General features: G+C 58.5%; 16 protein-coding genes. 3 read left to right on the plus strand and 13 right to left on the minus strand.

All coding sequences use genetic code 11. From position 1 onward, the window contains the following. Window positions 1-24 precede the first annotated feature (24 nt). On the minus strand, window positions 25-2,160 hold the full coding sequence (locus CVV65_RS12350; protein WP_100668385.1) for a hydantoinase/oxoprolinase family protein: 2,136 nt from the start codon (window positions 2,158-2,160) through the stop codon (window positions 25-27). 452 nt (window positions 2,161-2,612) lie between these two features. Between CVV65_RS12350 and CVV65_RS12355 the strand changes: the two genes are divergently transcribed. Next, window positions 2,613-4,739 carry a sigma-54-dependent Fis family transcriptional regulator gene (locus CVV65_RS12355; RefSeq protein ID WP_232796606.1) on the plus strand — a complete coding sequence of 709 codons (2,127 nt, stop codon included), beginning with the start codon at window positions 2,613-2,615 and terminating at the stop codon, window positions 4,737-4,739. Between the two features lie 80 nt (window positions 4,740-4,819). Here CVV65_RS12355 and CVV65_RS12360 read toward each other — a convergent pair whose 3' ends face one another. Both CVV65_RS12360 and CVV65_RS12365 read right to left on the minus strand, forming a co-directional pair. Further along, window positions 4,820-6,118 carry an Nramp family divalent metal transporter gene (locus CVV65_RS12360; protein WP_170100094.1) on the minus strand — a complete coding sequence of 433 codons (1,299 nt, stop codon included), beginning with the start codon at window positions 6,116-6,118 and terminating at the stop codon, window positions 4,820-4,822. Window positions 6,119-6,361: 243 nt separating this feature from the next. Next, a complete protein-coding gene (locus CVV65_RS12365; RefSeq protein ID WP_232070110.1) occupies window positions 6,362-7,237 on the minus strand; it encodes an SDR family oxidoreductase in 876 nt (291 codons plus the stop codon). A 444-nt stretch (window positions 7,238-7,681) separates the two neighbouring features. Here CVV65_RS12365 and CVV65_RS12370 point away from each other — a divergent pair, with 444 nt between their 5' ends. Continuing rightward, on the plus strand, window positions 7,682-9,241 hold the full coding sequence (locus CVV65_RS12370) for a 4Fe-4S dicluster domain-containing protein (RefSeq protein ID WP_100668386.1): 1,560 nt from the start codon (window positions 7,682-7,684) through the stop codon (window positions 9,239-9,241). Between the two features lie 16 nt (window positions 9,242-9,257). Continuing rightward, the gene (locus tag CVV65_RS12375; RefSeq protein WP_100668387.1) at window positions 9,258-12,242 is read left to right on the plus strand and encodes a molybdopterin-dependent oxidoreductase; all 2,985 of its coding nucleotides are present in this window, start codon (window positions 9,258-9,260) and stop codon (window positions 12,240-12,242) included. Window positions 12,243-12,360: 118 nt separating this feature from the next. Here the strand turns inward: CVV65_RS12375 and CVV65_RS12380 are convergent, their stop codons facing one another. The 10 genes from CVV65_RS12380 to CVV65_RS12420 all read right to left on the minus strand — a co-directional run bounded on the left by CVV65_RS12380 (window position 12,361) and on the right by CVV65_RS12420 (window position 22,641). Continuing rightward, window positions 12,361-13,143: a sulfite exporter TauE/SafE family protein gene (locus CVV65_RS12380; RefSeq protein WP_100669496.1), complete on the minus strand. Its 783-nt coding sequence runs from the start codon at window positions 13,141-13,143 to the stop codon at window positions 12,361-12,363. A 173-nt stretch (window positions 13,144-13,316) separates the two neighbouring features. Beyond that, on the minus strand, window positions 13,317-14,990 hold the full coding sequence (locus tag CVV65_RS12385; RefSeq protein ID WP_198592019.1) for a bifunctional metallophosphatase/5'-nucleotidase: 1,674 nt from the start codon (window positions 14,988-14,990) through the stop codon (window positions 13,317-13,319). Window positions 14,991-15,026: 36 nt separating this feature from the next. Continuing rightward, a complete protein-coding gene (locus CVV65_RS12390; protein ID WP_100668389.1) occupies window positions 15,027-16,910 on the minus strand; it encodes an outer membrane protein assembly factor BamB family protein in 1,884 nt (627 codons plus the stop codon). Between the two features lie 126 nt (window positions 16,911-17,036). Further along, a complete protein-coding gene (locus CVV65_RS12395; RefSeq protein ID WP_157935510.1) occupies window positions 17,037-17,999 on the minus strand; it encodes a helix-turn-helix transcriptional regulator in 963 nt (320 codons plus the stop codon). 100 nt (window positions 18,000-18,099) lie between these two features. Beyond that, window positions 18,100-19,071 (minus strand): radical SAM protein, encoded by a 972-nt coding sequence (locus tag CVV65_RS12400; RefSeq protein ID WP_100668391.1) that lies wholly within the window; start codon window positions 19,069-19,071, stop codon window positions 18,100-18,102. Next, window positions 19,040-20,218, minus strand: a complete 1,179-nt coding sequence (locus CVV65_RS12405; RefSeq protein WP_100668392.1) for a radical SAM protein — start codon at window positions 20,216-20,218, stop codon at window positions 19,040-19,042. The genes CVV65_RS12400 and CVV65_RS12405 overlap by 32 nt, the downstream gene beginning before the upstream one ends. Before the next feature lie 40 nt (window positions 20,219-20,258). Continuing rightward, window positions 20,259-20,954: a lipoate--protein ligase family protein gene (locus tag CVV65_RS12410; protein WP_198592020.1), complete on the minus strand. Its 696-nt coding sequence runs from the start codon at window positions 20,952-20,954 to the stop codon at window positions 20,259-20,261. Beyond that, window positions 20,920-21,327: a lipoate--protein ligase family protein gene (locus CVV65_RS16970; protein ID WP_198592021.1), complete on the minus strand. Its 408-nt coding sequence runs from the start codon at window positions 21,325-21,327 to the stop codon at window positions 20,920-20,922. The genes CVV65_RS12410 and CVV65_RS16970 overlap by 35 nt, the downstream gene beginning before the upstream one ends. Then, window positions 21,327-21,752 carry a glycine cleavage system protein GcvH gene (gene gcvH, locus CVV65_RS12415; protein WP_013076424.1) on the minus strand — a complete coding sequence of 142 codons (426 nt, stop codon included), beginning with the start codon at window positions 21,750-21,752 and terminating at the stop codon, window positions 21,327-21,329. Before gcvH ends, CVV65_RS16970 begins: the two co-directional genes overlap by 1 nt. Then, complete coding sequence (locus tag CVV65_RS12420; protein WP_100668393.1) at window positions 21,742-22,641, minus strand: lipoate--protein ligase family protein; 900 nt, start codon at window positions 22,639-22,641, stop codon at window positions 21,742-21,744. Before CVV65_RS12420 ends, gcvH begins: the two co-directional genes overlap by 11 nt. Between the last annotated feature and the right edge of the window lie 9 nt (window positions 22,642-22,650).

The following is a 22,650-nucleotide window of genomic DNA, read 5'->3' on the forward strand; positions in this document are numbered from 1 at the left end:
ATCCTCCTTCATGATCGTGATTTCTTAGCGGTGCTTGAGATGGAACAGACGGTGTGCATCCAACGTCGTGCTCCAACCCGGTGGAACGACAAGCGTCGTCGCCGGGGCCTCGATAATCGCGGGACCCTCAATTTGATTGCCCGCCCGCAGGGTGTCCATATCCCAGATGTCGGCGTTAACCCACTTTCCGCGAAAGTAGAAAGGTCTCTGTCCGCGAAGCGCTTCTTTAGGCGGTGTTGCACCGTTGAGCGGTTCTTCCGGAATACGCGGCTTGACGCTGGGCACAATGCCGCGCATGATTGCACCCGTAATGGTAAAGCCCAATTCGGGACTGCGGGCGGCTTTTGCGTAAACGCGGGCATACGTCTCTTCAAAAGCCTCCGTCAACTGATCCCAGTCCCCGGCCTTTTCGACACGGTTGAGCGGAGAATTGATCTCGAGATCGTTGAGCTGACCGCGGTACATCATGCGGTAACCCGGAAACAGCATGACGCTTTCCGGCGAATAGCCGTTGAGGCGGAACTCTTCGATCACCTTTTCGGCCAGTTCGCTCCAGGCGCTCTGAAGCACTTGTACGGCTTCGAGCTTTTCGGCCGCCCCGGCGTCCGGCGCCACGTTGATGTCGAGGCTCTTGTCATAGCGGTACTCAAATTCCGCCGCGGCACAACCGAATGCGGAAAAACCGGCCGCCCAAGCGGGAACTATGATGTCCTCGAAGTCGAGCCCTTCGGTATAACCGTACGTGTGCACCGGGCCGGCGCCGCCGTAAGAGAAGCAGACGAATTCGGAGGGATGATAACCTTTCCCGCTGATCATCGCCCGCAAATGATCGCGGAGGCGCGTATCGAGCAGCTCAATCACACCCGCGGCAGCTTCCTCCACCGTGAGCCCCAACGGACGGGCGACTTGCTCCTCAATTGCTTTTCGGGCCCGTTCGGGATCCAGCTTAACTTGCCCACCGAGGAAATTATCCGGATTGATGTATCCGAGCACGACGTGACAGTCGGATATGGTGACGGTTTCTACTCCGCTTTCCGGCCAGCAGACGCCGACGCGATATCCCACGCTATCCGGGCCAATCCGAATCGCATGCGTATACGGATCGATGCGCACGTAGCTGCCGGCACCAGACCCCACGCTGTCCATTTGCACGAGCGGCAAAGATAAAACCAGCCGGGCCATATCCGGATCGTGTTGGATGGTGAACTGACCTTGAACGATTAGCGCCATGTCAAAACTCGTACCGCCGATATCGGTGGCAGCGATATTGCGGTAGCCCAGACGTTCGCCGAGCGAGCGCGCTCCGATCACACCGCCGATCGGTCCGGATACGACTGTCCGAGCCAGCTCTTTTGCCTTCCAGCCGATTGTCCCGCCGTGGCTGGCCATCACCCGCAAGTCAAACCGGGCACCGAGTTCTTTAAACCGCTCGTTAATTCGGACCAACGTCTTACGCGACGGTTCTGCGGCATACGCTTCGAGGATAGTGGTATTGGTGCGGTGTGACTCTTTGCGCACGGGATAATAGTCTGAAGAGGCAAAGACCGGAATATTCTTCCCGGCTTCACGCACCACCTCGAGAACGATGTCTCGCACCCGCCGTTCATGAACGGGGTTCTTGTAAGAATGAAGGAAACTGATGACAATGCCTTCCACGTTTAGATCCACAAGCTTTCGCGCCGCCTCATACGCTTCATTTTCCCGCAGCGGGATGACGATGTTGCCGAACATGTCGATCCGTTCGGTGATACCAAAGGTCAGCTCCCTCGGGACCAAGGGCGGATCATAGCGATGGGTATTAAGGTGCAAGCGATCTTCGTAAGAATAGCCCAGGTACGATTGAATCGACCGCCCCATGCGATGGAAATCTTCCATCCCGCGATTGACGATCAATCCGACGCGTAAGCCTTTCCGCTGTACGATGCGGTTGAGCATGGCCGTCCCGGAATACACGGCCGTCACCAACTGCGGAAAGACTTCTTCGACAGTGAGATTCCACTGCGCAAGCGCGTCGGTCGATGAGTTGATCAAGCCGACCGACTCGTCATACGGTGTGCTTTGCGCCTTGCCGACAACGAAGTTTCCTTCAGCATCCACGAAAAAGGTATCCGTCATCGTTCCGCCGGCATCGATACCCAGCACCTGAATATGGCTCGCCATCTGTGAACCTCCCTTGTATCTTGTTGTCCCCCTCCCTATCTCGCAAAGATTGTGCCATCTCTGAGATCCAGGAAATAACCCGAAATCTTGGTCTATGAAGCAGAAAAGTTGTAGCCCCCTGTTGCGCCTCCACCAGGATGTATACAGGTGTAGCGGTGCAAGTGTAGCGATGTAAATGTAGTGCCCTAGTAGGTGTTGGCGACGGTACAGTAGTACCTTGATTTCTTTGCTGCCGCCAGCAAGACGAGGGCTGCGAGCACTCGTCAATGATAATAGACTATATTCAAATGCCTCTAGTACAGATGGTGATAATCACAATGGCCAGGATGCCGAGCGGAACCATTCGGCGTAAAAAAAAGAGTTACCCCCATTCCCGCTTAGCCGAAATTTAGTATAATAGTGCAAAACCCTAGACAGCTCTGACGTGACTCCAAAAAAGTGGGGTGTAACCGTTGTATCACGCACATCGCACGGTGTTGTCCCCCGAGGAACTCAGAAAGCAGCGCCGACGATTGGAGGAAAGTTGGGACCACTTTTTACGCGATCCCCGGGCAGCCGGAAGCTCTTCCATTCGTTCCGTCGTTTTGGAGTCCTGGAGCCGATGTGTGCAGTCCGGGGTTGATCCGCGCCGCAAAGCGACGGATATTTCCCTGAAAGAAGACCAAATCAAAGATATTCTTCAATATTCTCAGTTATATGAACTGTCTTTCCCGGTTTTGCAGGATTTATCTTTGCAGGTGAAGGAGACGGGCTATCTGGTCACCCTCTGCGATCCAAAGGGGCACATCCTGTTCCTGGACGGGGACCACCAAGTACTCAAGAAAGCGGAACGGATGAACTTCGTGGTGGGAGCCGACTGGAGCGAGCAATCCATCGGGACCAACGCCATCGGCACCTGTTTGGAAGTGGGCCAGCCGGTTCAGATTTTCGCTGCCGAACACTTTTGTGTGGGGGTGCAGGATTGGACCTGTTCTTCGGCGCCGATTCGGGATCCCATCTCCCGAGAGATCATCGGGGTGGTGGATGTCACCGGTTTGTGGCGGGACATTCAGCCCCACACCTTGAGCATGGTCACTATGGCTTGCGGGACCATTCAATCTCGGATGAACCAACAGATTGCAGGAGCACGGTTCGAACTTTCTGAACGGTATCAACGGGCGCACCGGCGATACCCGGGAAACGGCGTGATGGCTCTGGACGCCGCCTTCCATCCAGTGGCCGTCAATGAAGAGGCCAGGCAGATTTTGCGGCGGCATTCCGGTCGGGAAGTGGAGCAGTGGTGGGACAATGAACGAATCCACGCCGCACTGTTCGCAGCTCGCAGCCCCTCCGGAGACGAGGGGATGTACGAGGTTACCTTAGAGGAATGTGGGATTCGCGTGGTCGTTGAGGAGGTCCAGTGGTCCGGCCGGCGGGTTGGCTACCTCCTGATCCTTCGGCCCATGGGTTCCCAAAAAGCGGCGGGCCCAACGGTGGCCTGGGGAGGTGTGATCGGGCGAAGTCCGGAGATTCTCTCGGTCATCTCCCGCTGCGACGTGGTGGCCCACACCGACGTGCCGGTCTTGCTGCTCGGGGAAAGCGGAACCGGAAAGGAATTGTTTGCCCGGGGGATCCACCAAGCCGGCCCCCGCCGGAACGGCCCTTTCATTGCCGTTAACTGCGGGGCTCTGCAAAAGGATCTTTTGGCCAGTGAACTGTTCGGTTACGCCCCCGGGGCCTTTACCGGCGCCTCGAAAACGGGGAAGCCCGGGAAGTTCGAAGAGGCCCAAAACGGCACGTTGTTTTTGGATGAGATCGGCGAAATGCCACCTGAATTTCAGGTTCATCTTCTTCGGGTGCTCCAAGAGCGTGAAGTGGTTCGGCTGGGATCCTCTCAACCGATTCCCGTCAACGCCCGGATCATCGCCGCAACCCACCGAAATCTGGAGGAGATGATAAGAAGAGGGGAATTCCGGGAAGATTTGTATTTCCGTCTCCACGTGGTCAGCTTGACGATTCCACCGCTTCGCGACCGCCGCGGGGACATTCCCTTGCTCATCGACCACATCTTGGATCAGTTATCCAAACGCTACCACATTCCCAGACCGGGATTGGAGCCTGATGTGTTCGACTTCTTCGCCCATCGCTACCCTTGGCCAGGAAACGTGCGGGAACTCAAGCACGCCTTGGAGTATGCCGTCCTTTTCTGCAACCGGGTCATCACCTGGCGGGATTTGCCCGAAACCCTGCGCAAAGCCGGGCTCGGCGATTCGGATCGACCCCTCGCACCAAAGAATGCCGATCCGCCGGTCACATCCGGCGATCACCGTCTCGCTGTGGGGAGATCCACCCTGGCTTCACCAAGGCAGTCCTTGCCCGGACCGGTCAAATCCACGCCGGTCTCAAGATTGGAACCGGACCCCGACGTCGCCAATGCCGAGCCCGGGGGCACCGGAGCCGACCGTGAGCAACTGTTGCAGCTACTGGAGGAAGTGGGGGGCAACCTTTCCGAGGCCGCCAGAAGGCTACGCATCGCCCGCACCACCCTGTACCGCCGACTTGACCGATACGGTATCCGCAAACGCCTCAAGATCGAATAGCCCGGCGTGTAGAGCGCCGGGCTGGCATTTTTCGACCTCATAAAATCGTTTAGAATCGTTTCCAGAACGCAAACCGCCCATCAACTGCCGATGGAGGGCATCGGGCCGCCCAAGGCTTGATAGATCAGCAGCACATTCAGCAGCGTCACCACCGTGGCCACTGCGCTGGCCACCCAGGTCGTCAGCGGCCGGTTCACCAGGATTCCCATGATGTCTTTTCTGCGGGCAAAATAGATCAAGGTGATAACCGGAACCGGCAGGACCAAACTCAGCACCACCTGACTGATCACGAGCGTCCGGGTGGGATCGACCCCCAAAGCCACCACGATGACGGCGGGGATCATCGTCACCACCCGCCGCAGCCACACCGGAATCGTAAACCCCACGAATCCCTGCATGATCACCTGTCCGGCCATCGTCCCCACTGTCGAACTGGATAATCCCGAGGCCAGGAGGGAGATCAAAAACACCGTCGCCGCCGCCGGTCCCAAAAGAGGGGTCAATGTCTGGTAGGCCGTAGTGATGTCGGCCACCGCGGTATGACCGCTGGCGTAAAACACCGAAGCCGCCATGTACATCATCGAGAGATTGATCAGCCCGGCAATCCCCATGGCGATCACCACTTCTTTGACACTGAACCGATTGATCATCCGCTTTTCGCGGTCGTCCCGGGGAATGATCCGGCGCTGGGTCAACCCGGAATGCAGGTACACCACATGGGGCATCACCGTGGCCCCGATCACCCCCACCGCCAACATGACACTTTCTTGGGGTCCGAGCCATGGCACGACACTGTGGTAAACGACCTGGCCCCACTCTGGCCTGGAAAAGATCGTCTCCACCAGATAACTCAGTCCAATCACAGCCACCAATCCGGCGATGACCTTTTCCAAAGGTCGAAATCCGAATCGTTCCAGAGTGAGAAGGAGGTAGGTCGCCACCCCGGTGATCAGGACCGCCGCCAGCATCGGAATGTGAAAAAGCAAATGCAAAGCCAGAGTCGCCCCGAGGAATTCTGCCAAATCCGTGGCCATGGCGGCCAACTCCGACACGATCCATAAGGTGACGGAAACGCCTTTTGGAACATGTTCCCTGCACAATTCCGGCAGGTTTTTCCCCGTTGCGATGCCCAACTTCGCGGACATGCTCTGGATCAGCATGGCCATTAAGTTCGCCATCACCACCACCCAGAGCATCTGGTACCCGAACTGAGATCCACTTTCAATGTTGGTGGCGTAGTTTCCGGGATCCATGTAGGCCACCGACGCGACGAAGGCCGGCCCGACAAAGGGCAGGAGTGCCCGAAGGCCTTTTGTTTTCCCGCTCATTGCCATCCTGGCCGCGGCCACCGCCTTGTGATCGCGAACCCCAACCGACATCTCGGCCACCTCCGTCACCTCCCCTTTTCTTTACAGCTGAAACAAATTGTCAAAGCGGACAATATGTTGGCTTAGGGAAACTTGTCGTTATTATTATACGACACGCGCTCCAGTTTTGAAAGTCCCACCCTATTCCTGGCGCGCAAATCCCCCTTGGAGGGCCGACAACACCCGGTACCCGGCGGCCCCGAAACCACCTATCCCGAGACCGCCTGGCTCAGCCGGAGTGTACCCCACAGGGATTTAACTGCCCGTGATCACGCCGCCGTTGACATGGATCACCTGACCAGTGACAAAAGCCGAGTCGCCGGATGCCAGGTACACGTAGGCCGGAGCCAGATCTGCCGGCTGCCCCGGCCGATCCATGGGACTGTGGCTTCCGAAAGAAGCGACCATCTCCGGTGTAAACGATGAAGGAATGAGCGGCGTCCAGACTTCACCGGGGGCCACGGCGTTGACCCGGATACCGTAAGGGACCAGGGACAAGGCGAGGGATCGGGTAAACCCCACCACCGCGGCCTTGGTCGCCGCATAGTCGATCATTGTGGAAAAACCCTCATAAGCGGTGATGGAGGTGGTGTTCACGATGGCACTACCCCTTTTCATGTAGGGGAGCGCCGCTTTGGTGAGGTAAAACATGGCAAAAATATTCGTCCGAAAGGTGCGCTGCATCTGAGCGTCAGTAACCTGAAGGAGCGTGGGCTGCACATGCTGTTCACCCGCGTTGTTAACGAGCACATCCAAGCGCCCAAAAGCCGTAACCACGGATTGGACTACATGAAAACAGTGTTCCTCCGATCCAATATCACCGGGGAGGAGAAGGCACCTTCGGCCCAGGGCCTGAATATAGCCTCGTGTCTCCTCCGCGTCGCCATGCTCATCCAGGTATGCGATGGCCACGTCCGCCCCTTCTTTCGCGAAGGCGACGGCGACGGCCCGGCCAATCCCGCTGTCGCCCCCGGTAATCAGGCACACTTTTCCTTGGAGCTTTCCGCTCGGCCTGTAGTGGGGGTTGTCAAATATCGGGCGGGGCCGCATGATCGATTCGATCCCCGGCTGCCGGGGCTGGGTCTGGGGCGGCACCCGACGGGGATAAAAGGCGTCCACCGGAAGTTCCACGGGGTCACACCCTCCTTTTTCCCATGGAGATGAGTCCTATGTGTCAACACCTCTGCCTTTGCATCCTATGTGAAGGGCCTGGGCGAGGTGCCGCAACCCCGCTGCCGACGGTGCGAATCCTTCTCTATTGTTCGGCAAATGTAAAAGGTAAAAAGTATTATGTGATCCCGGGTATCTTGTGCTAGAATACCCCTAGAGGTAGAGGCATTCCCGGCACTCTCGTTCGGGTCACACGAAAGCCAACCTCTCACCGGGTAATGTCCGAAAAGGGGAACGATCGCCCGTTCTTGGATTCATGCCGGTTTCGGGCCATTTCAAAGTCGTCAAAATACGCTGTCATCCTCACCACGTATGGGTCGTCCCCTGTTTCCCCGGACCGGAGCCCGGTTTCGGCGCAACGTCCTCGCGCCCATCATCATTTTATCGTCAGGAGGGATGTGATTGATGATCGAGCTCGAAACAGCGCCCAGAGAACGCCCCCCGGTGAAATGGGGCAAAGTGTTCAACCAGGACGCCTGTATCGGCTGCCACGCCTGCAGCACCGCGTGTAAGTCGGAACACCTGGTGCCCCTCGGCGTGAACCGGACCTATGTCAAACAGGTGGAAGTGGGCATCTACCCCGAGGTGAGCCGGCAGTTTCAAATCACCCGGTGCAATCAGTGCGAGGATCCTCCCTGTGTCGCCATCTGTCCGGTGTCCGCAATGTTTCAGCGGCCCGACGGCATCGTGGATTTTGACCGCGAGGTCTGCATCGGCTGCAAAGCGTGCATGGCGGCCTGTCCTTATGATGCCATTTACATTCATCCGGATATCCACAGTGCGGAAAAATGCAATTTTTGCGCACACCGGATCGATCAGGGGCTGGAGCCGGCCTGTGTGGCCGTCTGTCCGGTAGAGGCGATCGTGGTCGGCGACCTCAACGACCCCGAGAGTGAGGTTTCCCAGCTCATCGCCCGGAATAAAGTCGACGTCCGCAAGCCCGAGAAAGGCACCAATCCAAAAGTTTTTTACGTCGGAGCCAGCGATTATACTCTCAATCCGACCAAGAGCAGTTACGAGTCGATGCACGTGTACGCCGAACAAAAAGAAGGCTATCCGGTCGGCCGAAAGCCCCAGAAGGAGGAAGGCGGCTCCCGGTCGGTGGCCGCAGCTCGGCTGGCCTACGATGTCAACCATCACTCCCCGTGGCACTGGGAGGTCTCCTTGTACACCTGGACAAAGTCCATTGCGGCGGGAGTGTTCATTCTATTTGCGATTCTCACCTTTGCCGGACAAACCCTGCCCCCGGCCTGGGGGATCGCCAACGCAGTGGTCGGGGGTGCTTTTCTGGGCCTGACCGGTTTGCTGTTGATCGCAGACCTGGAGCACCCCGGACGGTTCCTTCGCCTGTTTACCCGGCCCCAGTGGAGATCATGGCTGGTCCGGGGGTCGATGATCATTTCCGGCTACAGCATTGTGCTTTTGATTCAATTTGTGCTCAGCCTGGCGGGCGTGACCGCCGCCAACACCGTATTGTCCGTTTTCGGCCTGGTACTTGGGGCCTTTACCGCTATGTACACCGCTTTCTTGTTCGCCCAGGCCAAAGGGCGGGATCTCTGGCAGAATCCGAGCCTGCCGGTGCACCTGTTGTCCCAGGCCGGGCTGAGCGGCGCGGCGGTTTACCTGCTGTTGAACCTGTTTCTGCCGCTGCCCGAAGGGGCCGTGCCCCTGGTTCAGATCACCCTGATCATCTCTTTGGGCTTGCACCTGGCCCTGGTGCTCAGCGAATGGGTGATCCCCCACACGTCCGAAGGGGCCAGAATCGCCGCCGAGCACATGTTCCACGGGCGGTACAAAGGTTATTACTGGACCGGGGTGATCCTCGGGGCGGTGATCCCGTTCATTCTCTCGTGGTTTACCGGGATTCCCGCACTGCCGGTTCTCGCGGGAGTACTCGGCCTCATCGGCCTGTTGGCTTATGAACACGCCTATGTGCAAGCGGGGCAATCGGTGCCATTAAGTTAACAAAGGGGGACGGGGCATGAGCGTTCGCGAAGAAAAACTTTCAGCCATTCAGGGATACGGCGGTCTCAAGAGCCATCCGGATCCCGACCAGTGGGATGATTGGCGGGAACTGGACTCCCGGTCTTGGCCGCGAAAACAGTACAAACATTACCAATTGGTCCCTACGGTGTGTTTCAATTGTGAAGCGGCCTGTGGGCTGGTGGCCTACATCGATAAGGAAACGGGGGAGATCCGGAAACTAGAAGGCAACCCCCTGCACCCGGCAAGCCGGGGTCGCAACTGCGCCAAAGGCCCGGCCACCCTGGTCCAGGTGACCAACCCGGACCGGATTCTGTATCCGCTCAAACGCGCTGCGGGCCGGGGGGAGGGCAAATGGGAACGGGTCAGCTGGGACGAGGCCCTGAACGACATCTCCGGGCGGATTCGCAAAGCCATTCTTGATGGGCGAAAGGATGAAATCGTCTATCACGTCGGCCGCCCGGGGGAAGATGAGTACACCGAGCGCGTTCTGAAAGCTTGGGGGGTGGACGGCCACTCCTCCCATACCAATGTCTGCTCTTCGGGGGCCCGGACGGGGTACGCTTTCTGGATGGGCATCGACCGCCCGGCTCCGGATTATGAGAATGCCCGGTTTATCCTGATGATGAGTTCCCACCTGGAGAGCGGCCATTATTTCAATCCCAACGCCCAGCGCATCATCAAAGCCCAGCAGAGCGGGGCGAAGGTGTGCGTCATCGACACCCGGCTGTCCAACACCGCTTCGAAGGCGGATTATTGGCTCTCCCCGTGGCCTGGGACGGAAACGGCGTTCTTGCTGGCGGTGGCGAATCAACTGATTCAAACGGAACGCTTCAACCGGACTTTCGTCGAAGAGTGGGTGAACTGGAGACAATTCATGGAAGACCGGGACTACCTGGAGGATCTCCAGCGACGGGGTTTTTTGGAACGGGTGCCAGAAGGCCGGAGCTTCGAGGATTTTGTTTCCGTGCTGAAAGATCTCTATAAGGACTACACACCGGAGTTTGCCGAAGCGGAGACGGGAATCGCGGCGCGCTGGGTCAAGGTGGTGGCCGACGAAATCGCCCGGGCCGGTACGGCATTCTCGTCTAATATCTGGCGCAATGCCGCCGCCGGCAACCGCGGGGGGTGGATGATCACCCGGGCGCTCATGTTCCTCAACGTGTTGATGGGCGCCGTGGGCGAGCCGGGAAGCATGATCCCCAACGCCTGGGTCAAGTTTGTCCCCCGGCGCAACACCATGCCGGATCCCATTCAGATGTGGAATGAAAACCATTGGCCGAGGGAGTATCCGCTGACATACTTTGAACTCAGCTATGCCCTTCCCCACATCCTGAAGCGGCGGAACAAGCGGCTTGAAGTGTATTTTGCCCGGGTGGTCAACCCGGTGTGGACCTTCCCGGATGGATTCACGTGGATCGAGTTCCTGAAGGATCCCGAGCGACTCGGCTGCCACGTCGTCCTCTCCCCCACCTGGTCGGAAACCGCCCAGTACGCCGATTATGTCTTGCCGGTGGGCCTGGCGCCTGAGCGGCACGATCTGCACAGCTACGAAACCCACGCCTCCCAGTGGATCGGGTTTCGCCAGCCGGTCAAGCGCGCCGCCCGGGAGCGGGCGGGCATCCCGGTGCAGGACACCCGGGACGTCAACCCCGGGGAGGTCTGGGAAGAAAATGAGTTCTGGATTGAGCTGTCTTGGCGGATCGATCCGGACGGGTCCCTGGGTATTCGCAAACATTTTGAATCCCCGTACCGCCCGGGAGAGAAAATCACAGTCAGCGAGTACTACCGTTGGATTTTTGAAAATGCCGTCCCCGGACTGCCGGAAGCCGCCGCCCGGGAGGGGATTGCGCCCCTGGAGTACATGCAAAAATACGGGGTGTTCGAGGTCACCAAAGACGTGTATCGCCAGGACCTCACCCCGGTCCCGGAAGAGGTCCTTCGGGATGCGGTCATTGTGCCCGAAGAGGCCGAGGACCGGGTGGACGACGGCGAAGAGCCGGGGATCTGGGTGGATCATCCCGTGCACGGGGCAAACCACCGGGCCTACCCGGGGCCGTTCAAAAACCGCCGGGGGCAGTTCCGGGCCGGGATTATGGTGAAGGGCCGCGCGGTTCAGGGTTGGCCGACGCCCTCGGGAAAACTGGAGTTTTTCTCCACGACCCTGAGGGATTGGGGATGGCCGGAATACGCCATTCCCATATATCCGCGCAACGAGGCGGAGCGTCGGCAGATGGTCCACATCGTCAGCCAGGTGCACCCGAAAACCCTCGACCGGAGCCAAAACGAATTCGTGCTCTTGCCCACCTTCCGGCTGCCGATGCTCATCCACAGCCGGACGAACGGGGCGAAGTGGCTGCATGAGATCGCCCACGTCAATCCCGTGTGGATGAATCCCATCGACGCCCAGCGCCTCGGGGTGGACACCGGGGATCTGGTCAAAGTCTCGACCGAGACCGGTTATTTTGTCGACAAGGTCTGGGTCACCGAGGGCATTCGCCCGGGCGTGGTGGCCTGTTCCCATCACCTTGGCCGCTGGCGGCTACAAGAGGACCACGGCAGCGACCGCTGGAGTTCGTCCCTGGTTTCCATCAAGGAAGTGGAACCGGGAAAATGGAGCATGCGGCAAAAACACGGGCCCCGGCCCTTTGAGAGCACCGATCCTGACTCCGGGCGGATCTGGTGGTCAGACGGGGGGGTGCACCAGAATATCGTGTTCCCGATCCAGCCCGATCCCATCAGCGGCATGCACTGTTGGCACCAGCGGGTGCGGGTGGAGAAAGCGGGGCCGAGTGACCGATATGCCGACATCGCCGTGGACACGAAGAAAGCATACGAGGTGTTCGAGCGGTGGCTGCAACTCACCCGCCCAGCGCCGGGCCCGGGAGGGCTGTACCGGCCGCTGTGGATGCTTCGGGTGCTCAAACCACATCCGGACGCTTACGTGATGCCCGAAGCGCAGACGGAACCTGTCAAATCGTGACACACGCAAAAATCGAGCCCCGGGGCTGGCCGCCCGGCCGACCCCTGGGCTCTTTCAGTTTGCATCTGCATGACGGTCGCGTCCGAATCTTTTCCCCTGTGGGTATGCACTTGTTGGCTTATGGGAGTAGGATGCCGGTCCAAATCTTCACGGTCACGGCGATGATGACCACCCCGAGGACGGCCCGGAGCACCCGAACGTCCATCATCCGGCCGACCTTCACTCCTAAAGGGGCCACGACGACGCTCGCCACCACCACGATGGCCGCCGCCGTCCAAGGAATGCCTCCGGCCAATACCTTCCCTACGGAGGACCCAATGGACGACAGGAACGTAATCGCCAGAGAGGAAGCGATGGTGACTCGGGTGGGGATCTTCAGAATCTGCAGCATGACCGGAACGAGCAGAAAGGCCCCTCCGGCCCCGACAATCCCCGCCGCCAAACCCACCGTCAGAGACGAAACGACGGCCACCGTTTTATTAAACTCAATCTCGTGGAGGGCGAGGTCTTCTGAACCCCGTTTGGGAAGGGACATGAGGATTGCAGCGGCAGTCGCCAGAATGGCGTAGATGATGTTGACAATATTCCCCGACAAAAACTTCGCTCCGTACCCTCCGAGAAAACTGCCCACCAACACCGAGATCCCCATGATCAGCACCAGTTGCCTGTGGATCACTTCATCCCCGCGTTGGGCGATCACGGCGGACAACGTGGAAAACAGCACCTGAAGCGCCACGATCCCGGCCACTTCATGGGGGTTGTACCCCGGGAGCCCAAGCATAGGCGGAATGTACAGGATCATCGGGTAATTCACAATCGCTCCGCCAATCCCGAGCATACCGGATAACAAAGCCCCGATCACGCCAATGACAATTAATGTAGTAGCGAGCTCAATGGTCACATCGCGCATCCCCCTTTTCAGAATGCGGTCTACCCGGATCAGAAAGAGATAGTTGTTTCAAACGATTCGCAAGAACACTTTCTTTACATACCCTCCGGGGTTCCCTATTCTCATTATAGCGGAAATATCGCCTTTGATGTCAAGGATGCTGGGAAATTGCTGATTTCGAAAATTTAGTGAAAAGTGTATGTTGTCCCCGGCAATTGTGACAATACAAATCCATGGGCATCCGTGGCCTTGACCCGGCCCTCGATCTCGTACTGAACCGGCCCTTTCTTTTTCAAGAAATTTTCAATCGCTTGAAACACGTCAAGGTCAAGGATATGGGGGTCACGCACATTTTTAAACCGACACAAAACGGTGGGGTCCTCCCCTTCCCGGACACAAGCTGCGATGGTGTAGGTCTTATTCGGCTGCAGCGGTTCTCCCCCGATGGTAATCGATTGTACGCGCTTGCCATACGGGTTCGCGATCGTCATCGTCACTTGCATTCCGGAAAAACGAACCACCCATCCCCCCACCCGCTTCGCCGGATCGGGAGAAAACACGTTTTCCAATTCTTTTTCCATCCAGTCCCAGATCTGCTTTCCCGTCACTCTCCCGATTTCCAGTTGCGAATTCGTGGGCAGAATGCTGTACAGATGCTCCACAGTGAGATCACCTGGCGGGATCGGCGGACTGAAGCGGAATCCATTGGAAAAACCAATATCGGCGCCTGTGGCGTCCCGGATGGCATCGGTGATCAAATTATCCATAGGCGTTTCCAGCACATTGTAACGGTACAAGTAGCCTTTGGTTTCGCCAATTTTGCGTTCCATGACAGGAAGGTAGGGTTTCCGCTCCGCTTCCACTACACTTTTGATCGCCGGATCTTCGGGGTACTGGTTCTCCTCCACAACCAAGAGCTTGTAAGTGTAGTCCTTGATTCTGCCGTCCTCCACCACCACATCCAGCCGACCGACGAAAGACCCAAAAGACCCCGGCTCCACCACCGGGCAATGGCCGCCTAAGATGGGTTCGTAAGTCCGCTCGTGGGTATCCCCGCCGAACAGGAAGTCCACCCCTTGACATTGGGGCTGTTTCGCGAGGTATACCTGTTGAGTCAGGCCCAGGTGGCAAAGCATCATCACAAGCTGACATTTGTAATTGTTGCGCAAGATGTCGACCAGCCGGGGTATCGAATCGGTCGGGAGGCCGAACTGGATTTCCTTCGACCAGGCCGGCGACTGCCGAACTTTGGTTAACGGGTCGTTATAACCGATGAAACCAATTCGCACCCCTCCAAGTTCTTTGATATAATATTCCGGAAACAGATCCCGATTCGGCTGGGGGCCTTGCCCGTTCCACACCATATTGGAACAAATCACGGGGAAATTGTAGCTTCGCGATAAGTCCACCAAAGCTTTGGACCCGTAGACCACTTCCCAATTTCCAGGAATCGCCAGGTCGTACCCCATGCGGTTCATGATCCGCACCATTGCCCGGCCCTTGCTGAGGGCCGCCAGGGCTGAACCCTGATAACAGTCCCCGGTGTCGATGATAAACACGTTACCGGGGTTCTCGGCTCGGACTCGTTGGAACAAGGTGGCAATCCGGCTCATGCCCCCTGTCCGGCGAAAGACGATCGTGTTATTCTCCCAAAAGAATTCGGGATGTGTGAGCACCTGGCCATGAATGTCGGTGGTTTGAAGAAAGGTCAAACGTTTGACGCGGCTCGAGGTGGCCGCAATCTCCCGGTCCCGGTTGAGGCCGGAAGCCAGTCCTGTAACCAGGGGAAACATCCCCAGCCCCAGCCCGAAGGCTCCCATGTACTTTAACATGTCTCTGCGGGAAATTTTCTTTTCCACATGAGTGTCGTCGCCGCACTTTTGACACATGCCTGATCACGCTCCCGAAGATTGCACCGTTGGATCAATTTTGCTTAGGGGAATGGCCTGGATCCAGTCGTAGGAATTCCCCAGATACATCGTTTTGCCCACAATAACGGGGTTGACGATCCCAAACCGGCCCCCCGGTTCATAAGACCCGAGTTCCTTGCCCGTTTTGGGATCCAGGGCGTAGACTTTTGGTCCCGCCGCTACCCACAGCCTGTCGTAGGCGTACACGGCACTGCCCCGCCCGGCCCCGGCCGGCCCGGAGTTTTGAAAATGAAAGGTCCACAAAACGTGGCCGGTTTTCTCATCCAAGGCATAGTAACGGGAGGTCGCCGGACTGCCGACATAGACCACGCCGTCGTGCACCATGGCCACCCCGGCTTTGTAAGCAGGAGGACTGCTCCCCCGGCCGAGCTTCGTGCTCCAGACCATTTTCCCGGTTCTCGCGTCCATGGCATAGATGGCCAAGTCCACCGTGTTGGTCTTCGGGTCGTTGTCCACCACCGAATCCTGAAACACCAAGCCATTCTCCTGGTCCACCGTAGGTGTATTGTCGCCCATACCGGTGTTAAAGATGTTCAGGGTCGTGGGTTGTTTCCACAACACCTTTCCGGTTTGGGCATCCACCGCCACCACGTTGTTCGCATCGGAGACCCCGACGATGATTTCCACCCGCCCGGTCTCGGGATCCCGCCAGTAGTTGGTCGACGACATACTGTCGAAGCCGCCGAGATCTGTCGTCCACAAAGATTTCCCGGTTTTCGAATCGAAGGCGTAGAGATGCCCGTCTCCAGTCGCTTCGTAAACGGCATGGTCCACCAGGGCCGGGCTGGGCATCGCGTTGCCCTGAAAATCCTGTCTCCACACCAGCCGCCCGGATTTCTGGTCGTAAGCATAGATGGCTGAGTAGGTCAGACCCCTGACCAACTGCATTTTGCCCTGGGACAGCATGAATTTGAGCACTTGGGAAAAGGAAAAGCCTGTGTCGCCAGCGGTGACATACACCAGCCCATCCCCCACGATGGGATTGCCCATGAGGGCGTTCACAGTGGGACCCGCCTGCCACAACAATTGACCCGTTTTTGCATCCAGAGCGTAGAGGTGCGCATCATCCGACTCCGCGTAGATCACTCCGTCCACCGCCGTAACGCCGCACGCATTGCCAAGGCTCTGGGTCATTTTCACTGGCGCCCCCCGCATGCCCAACTGGCGCAGATCAGGAAATTCTTGAGACAACGGCACGGCCGCTTTTTCTGGAAAGTTCCACATCACCCCTTCTTTTTCCCAGCTTGGGGCAGAATCGGGGACGGGATAAAAGGGATTGTGGGCCTGATCCCCGGCGTAAGTGGTCCATTTCCCGGGAAATCCCGGAGCGTCCGATGGAGAGGGAAAAGGTGGGGCCACGATATTCTGAACTTCACTCAATAATGCAGACGCCGAATCCGTGCGCAAATCCTGGACAGCGTATCCTAAGCTCTCTAACTGGTTGACCAATGATCCCGACAGGGAATCCTTTGTACCGACCAAATACACTTTTGGCTTGCCCGGAGCTGGTTGGTAGGGCTGCACATCACCAATCGGGTTTGCATCAGGTACGGACAGTTGCGACAGAGATTGAAGCGTGTTCGGGCCCAGTTCCACCGCACTTTGGGTGAGTAACAGAGGGGCGGATAAATACGCGGCAAGTGCCTGGCCAGCTACCAGGTCCGACCGTTCACTTTTTGGATCTCCGGAACAAAGAATCACCGCCGACGAACCGCTGGGAAACATTCGGACCGCCATTTGCGCCGCCGACGTCGCCGTCGTCGGGACCTCACCTGCCGCCGACGCCATGCCCGCCCCAAGCAGAACTCCCGCCGCCGCCACCGCGGACCATTTTCGTCCGACTTTCATGGTTTCACCTCCAGGAACTTCTAAGTATTCTGATTCACCTGGCTCCACCATACATGGGGCGGCGGCTGAAATTCTATTCCTCGATCTTCTTATTTTTTCTAAACAGGCGGTTAAAACGCGACTTTTCTAAGAATCTTGACTTGCGGCGTCGGAACCGCCAGCGCTCTCCGGTCCCGCGTCCCCCTGGCCACGAAAAACGAGACAATGTTTCCGGGCCCAAACGGTGAGTTCCTCTCGGCTATGTACTTGAGTCTTGCGCATCATCCCGGCAACATGGGCCCGGACCGTACCTTCACTGATTTGTAAATGTTGTGCGATTTGGCGATATGACTTATTTTCTGATAATAGACAGAGAACTTCAAACTCTCTGGGAGTAAAAAGTTGAAAAGCCTCCTGTCGACGGGCGATGATCCGAGCCAGCGTTCGCCCCGCCTCCTCACCTTTCGATCGACTTGCTGTCTGACACAGTTCTTCCAGTAAAACCCGTATCTGTTCTTGCTTGAGCACACTCTTTTCGATTCCCATCGGCGACATCATCGTCGCGAGCAACTCGGACAGCGCTTCTTTCAAGGCGTGGCGCTGGCGGTTTATCCCCTCCTGGAGCTCGTTCAGCCGAGCGATGGTATAGCCGAGAAGGCCCATGAGAAGCGTCGCGGAGGCAATACCCACCGCCCAGCCAGGATGAATCCAGCCTTCGGGCCCACGGTTGATCGTCGCCATGCGAAGAGCCAAGAGCAATGCTTCAGCACCGATCGCCCAAATAAAGCCGCGGGCACCGAAAGCGAGAAACACCTCAGCCAACACGGGTGGGGCGAGGAGCAGGGCGGGAACCCCGGGATTTCCCAGGAAGAGTGCGTAAAAAATCAGCGCATAGACGATGTCCCGAAGGGCAGTCCATCGGTCCGCCCCGGAGACGGTCGAGGCGCGCAATTGAGACCCGATGTCGATGGCGACATCCACGGCACTGGCCAAGAACAGGCCCATGAGAGGCAGTCCAAAATCTTCCGTCGACCCGATGACACCTAGACAAGCGAGGGGAATGACGGAGCGAATCCACAAGACGGGAGAAAACTTGGTTACTCTCACCATCTCCACGGCTCCCAATAGACAGATTGACCGTTCAGGTCGAGATTCCATCAATCCGGGCCGCGCCCCGGCCGGAACTCCGGGGCGGCCCGGCCTTGTGATCTCAGTTCAACACAGAACAGCATTGTTCGTGATAACGGATCCGGATCCCAAGTTGCTCTGCGTAGGCCACCGTTTCCGGCAACGGATACGCGATACTTTGAACCCCTACCCGAAGGGCCCACCGCTCCATCGATCGCTTTTCCGGGCCGGCCGGGCGCGCGCAACCTAAGGAGATCGGCATATCTGGCATCATAATCCGGGCGGCCGCCAGGACTTTGCCCACCTCGTCTCCGGAAACGCTCCTCACCCCGGCCATGCCCGTGCCAGGCAAGGGTTGCAGGGCGACAATGACCAGTTGCGAGGCCCCCTCCTCCCGGATCATGCGCAGGGCTTCCCACTCCCCGAGAATTTCCCCAAAATGAAGCCCCACCACCACATGGGGAATAGCGGAGAGTCCTTCTTCGCGAAGGATGCGCAGTGATTCCCGATAAGCTTCGGTGGTACGGTCCAGATGGTACACCTCGCGAATCGTCCGATCGTCCCCAATGATGTCCAACAGAATTTGGTCGACCCCCGCCGCCTTGAGTCCCCGGGCGATCTCCCGGCGAACCAGACCGGTGTGGACGAGGACTTTGAGCCCTTTCTCTTTCAGCCGACCGATGTCTTCGAGAAAGCGATCCAAGGGAACGGACCCGTCGTCGAGACAGCCACCGCTGATCAGAACTCCCCTTGCCCCCTCGTCAACCAACGCAGCCCCGATCTCGGCCAGCGCTCCCGGGACCCTCGCCGGCATCATTCCATCCAGGACCTTCGTCCCACAGTGTTCACAGCGCAGTGCGCACGCCTGGCCGGTGACACTAATGGTGCGAAAAGCCCGGCGTTCATTGCGGTATCCTCCTGTGTCGTAGTACTTTTGACTGGGGGCGGCAAAGAGGATCTCCCGGGGAAAAAACTGATCGGTCAGCTCCCGGGCCTGGTCGACCAGAGACGGGAGATCTAGGTCAGCCCAAGGCGCTTTGGTCGTGAGCATCATCCTCCCCCTCCCAATCGCTCCACAGTTGCATGCGAATCTCTTCAATGTCTTTCGGCGTCGGGATGAAGGGGAAGTTGCGCATCGGCTCGCTCGGGCGACCGTTTCCGTACGGGCGATTGCAGGCCGTGGCCCCGTGTTCATCCGGACAACCCGAGGTCATAAAGGGCAGCCCGCTATCGATCACTGCGTCGAGCTCCTCCGGGGCTACACCGAAATCGACGACCTGGCCGGCCCGATTAAACCGAAACCGGTGAAAATCTCGGCCCATTTCGTTGATGAGATACCGGCCCAACTGGCAGCGCCGGTACTGTCCCAAGGGAGGCTGCGGCCAGTCCCCCAGCAGGGTGCTGGGTTCCGGATTGAAAGAGAACAGGTGGGTCACCACGCCCATCTCCTGAGCCCTGTGACAGGCTTCCAGAAGTTCCTTTTCTGTCTCTCCGAGTCCGACCACCAAGTGGATCCCCACCGTCCCAGGTTCGAACACCTTGGTGGCCTCCTCCGTCACCCACCAAAAATGGTCCCAACGATGTGGCCCTTTGACCGGCCGCCCTCGATGCTTTTCAAACAGTTCCTCGGTGGCCGCATCAATCGCGATATCCACCCGGTCCGCCCCGGCGTCCTTGATCATTTGGAGCTGTTCCCGGGACCGGATGAGAGAGGCGGTGATTAGTCCGGAGATGAGCAGGTCGGTTCGCTCCCGGAATTCCCGGATCACTTGAAGAGAGTCGTTAAAGGACCGGTGATTCGCCAACATCCCCACGCACACCCGGCGCATGTGATGAGGAACCTGGTTCGTGCGATCAATCACCTCATCCAGGTCCACCACCGGCCATTTCACCCGAATGAAGGTGGTTTGTTCTCTGGGTATTCGCCTCTCCCGGGACATGCCGCAGTAGGAACAATTCGCCGAGCAGTTCTCTTTATACGTCATCAGTACGTTGAGGCCCCGGAGGACGATCTCCTCCCGGGCGAACTTGCCTTTCTCGATTCCCAGGGCCATCGCCCCCGCCAGAGAGACCATAACGGCGTCCGGGCTTTCGGGCACCCCCTCTTGATGCGGCCGTTCCTCCACCTGGTCCTCGGAAAACGCCTTGATGTCCCGAGTCTGGGGTTCGAGAACCTGTGCCTCTCGATGCGTCGGTGTCATAACGCCTCTCCTCCCTTCTCGACCTCTGATCCACCCCGCCTTAGGCTAGGGCCTGTTCGAACAGGCGCAGCCAGTCCTCCACCGCCACTCCAATGTATCGATTGCCCTGGTCATAGTGACGGCGCAGCAACTCTTCGATTTTCTGGATGTCGGCGGGCGCCTCTTTTAGCATCGCTTCTAAGTCCATAACGGCTCGTTCGGGATAAACGAAAAAGTCCCCGGTGATAAACGCCCGGCGAATCCGCTTCGCCCCAGGATCGACGATCACCGATGCTTTAATCAGCCCCCCGGGCGCTTTTGTACTGACGGTGCGCAATTCTGGTTCAACAGCAGGCGGCTTCCGCCGATCGATCCACTCGGGATAGCGATAAGTATCCTGAATCGTTTCCCATTCTTCTTGCTCCTCAGGCGTCAAGCCCGGAGGCCCCCAATCGATCCCGAGTACCCGGGCCGCCGCCTCCACCATCGCCCCTTTCACCGCCGTCATCTCAGGCGCTTCGCCCAACAGTTCCCTCATGGTCACTGTGCGGCGGCGAAAAGAATCCACTTCTTTGTCACTCAACTTTTCGATGGGAAGCCTTAATACCCGAATCATCGTGTCCACGTCAAAATCTACCAAGAGCGTGCCCTGATAGATCAAGGCGTCTCCCCACTCGGTTCCTCCGGTGCCAGAAATCTTGCGCCCATCGACCTCCACATCGTTAACCGGGGTTAACCGGGCGAAACTTGGCCTCAATGCCCCACCGCGCCAAAGTTTCGATGACGACGGTGGAAAGCCGGCGGTACACCGTTTCCGGATCGGCGGGAAGCCCGGGATCATCTTTGCGCAAACAGATTTCCCAACCCAACTGCCGGGAGTCGAGATAAATGGCCCCCCCGCCGGTGATGCGGCGATTATACTCGATCCCCAGGGCTTCGCACTCGTCCCGGCGCAGTTCGAGATCGATCGCCTGATGGTACCCCACGAGTACTGCATCAGGATTAAACTCCATAAACCGAAAGGTGTTTGGCGCCCGCCCTTCCGCCCGGGCCCGAATCACCACCGCATCGAGAGCCATTTGGCGCCAGGCCGGCATGGGCCCGGGATCCAATAATCGCCACTTTTCCATCAATGGGCACTCCCGGCGGCCAGAGAAAGTAGCAACGCCTGATACTCCCGGGGGCTGAGCAGGCGGTGGACATCCTCGGAGCGGTTCGGGCGTATTTTGCAGATCCACCCGGCCCCATAGGGGTCCCGATTCAACAACTGGGGGTCCTCCTCTACCCGGGGGTTCGCATCCACCACGACCCCGTCAAAGGGCGCGTAGATTTGCCCGACCCATTTGCCCGACTCCACGGAGCCCATTGGCTCCCCTGCTTGAATCCGTGCCCCAACCCGAGGCACAGACAGGTACAGAATGTCTCCGGCTGTATCCTGGGTATAGTCGGTGATGCCCACAGTCACCGTGGAACCGATCAAAAGGTACCACTGGTGGCGATCATCATACCGCCGGTCCTCGGGAACTCTCCATTGCTGCGGCTGCTCAACGGCCATCTCCTTCCCCCTCCTTAAGAAAAGATTCCCGCCACACCCGCAGGATGCGGTTGTGTTCGCGATCGATTTCGACGACGGCATCCCGATAGCGCGGATCGTCCACCGTCCCGATGTACACGCCCTCCCGGACCTTGACCTCTCGGCTGTTCGACGCCCGGGCGGGCCCCGGCTGCCGCAGCCAGTCGTCGCGAAGCAGCTCCCGGCCGATCCTCTCCAGGCGGCCCCGCCAACGCTCCCAGGGGAAAGGGGCAGGGACCGCCCCCAGGCGATCGATGAACACCTGAGCCAGATCTTTCGCCACCTGATCTGCGGACCAGCGGCGGTCCGGGGCCAGCTCCCGCAGCGTCGTCAGATGGGCCCGCATACTTTCTTCGTACGCCCGGCGCCAGAGTGGACTTGGAGCCCGACGAGCCCGGGCCATGGCCTCCGTGGGAAAATCCAGCAGGATATTGCCAACCACGACGACCCGATCCCCCAACTGGCCCCCGGCGTTCCCCGAAATCTTGCGCCCGCCGACGACGATGTCCGCCGGGAGGCGCAACTCGGCCGAAAAACCCTGCTCCCGCAGATAGGCCACCACAGGATCCAAGGCATGGCGATACCACTGATCCGGAGTGCGCTTTCCTGGAGTTGCGCGGGGGTTCAGGATGATTTGGAAAAATACTTGGTTTTGATCTAAGTACACGAGGGAACCGCCCACTTTCCGCCGCACCACGGGTAATCCCGAGGATTCGTCGTAGTCGCTCCAACTCTGATGACATCCGAGGCAGACGTAGGGCGTCGAAGGTCGGCACAATATCACGGCCTCCTCGCCGAATTCCGCCAAACCGTGGTACAGCGTCTGGGTCGTGAGCCAATCCACCTCGCCCACGGAGTACAATGGCAACATAACCGGTCC

The sequence above is a fragment of the Kyrpidia spormannii genome, assembly GCF_002804065.1.
In the GTDB taxonomy this organism is placed as follows: Bacteria; Bacillota; Bacilli; order Kyrpidiales; family Kyrpidiaceae; genus Kyrpidia; species Kyrpidia spormannii.

What these genes read in the sequence shown, in the direction of transcription:
- CVV65_RS12360 (WP_170100094.1), bottom strand. Translation starts at nt 6,118, where the DNA reads ATGTCGGTTGGGGTTCGCGATCACAAGGCGGTGGCCGCGGCCAGGATG.
- CVV65_RS12420 (WP_100668393.1), bottom strand. Translation starts at nt 22,641, where the DNA reads ATGTTGCCATTGTACTCCGTGGGCGAGGTGGATTGGCTCACGACCCAG.
- CVV65_RS12395 (WP_157935510.1), bottom strand. Translation starts at nt 17,999, where the DNA reads ATGGTGAGAGTAACCAAGTTTTCTCCCGTCTTGTGGATTCGCTCCGTC.
- CVV65_RS12400 (WP_100668391.1), bottom strand. Translation starts at nt 19,071, where the DNA reads ATGATGCTCACGACCAAAGCGCCTTGGGCTGACCTAGATCTCCCGTCT.
- CVV65_RS16970 (WP_198592021.1), bottom strand. Translation starts at nt 21,327, where the DNA reads ATGGAAAAGTGGCGATTATTGGATCCCGGGCCCATGCCGGCCTGGCGC.
- CVV65_RS12375 (WP_100668387.1), top strand. Translation starts at nt 9,258, where the DNA reads ATGAGCGTTCGCGAAGAAAAACTTTCAGCCATTCAGGGATACGGCGGT.
- CVV65_RS12370 (WP_100668386.1), top strand. Translation starts at nt 7,682, where the DNA reads ATGATCGAGCTCGAAACAGCGCCCAGAGAACGCCCCCCGGTGAAATGG.
- CVV65_RS12405 (WP_100668392.1), bottom strand. Translation starts at nt 20,218, where the DNA reads ATGACACCGACGCATCGAGAGGCACAGGTTCTCGAACCCCAGACTCGG.
- CVV65_RS12390 (WP_100668389.1), bottom strand. Translation starts at nt 16,910, where the DNA reads ATGAAAGTCGGACGAAAATGGTCCGCGGTGGCGGCGGCGGGAGTTCTG.
- CVV65_RS12350 (WP_100668385.1), bottom strand. Translation starts at nt 2,160, where the DNA reads ATGGCGAGCCATATTCAGGTGCTGGGTATCGATGCCGGCGGAACGATG.
- gcvH (WP_013076424.1), bottom strand. Translation starts at nt 21,752, where the DNA reads ATGGCCGTTGAGCAGCCGCAGCAATGGAGAGTTCCCGAGGACCGGCGG.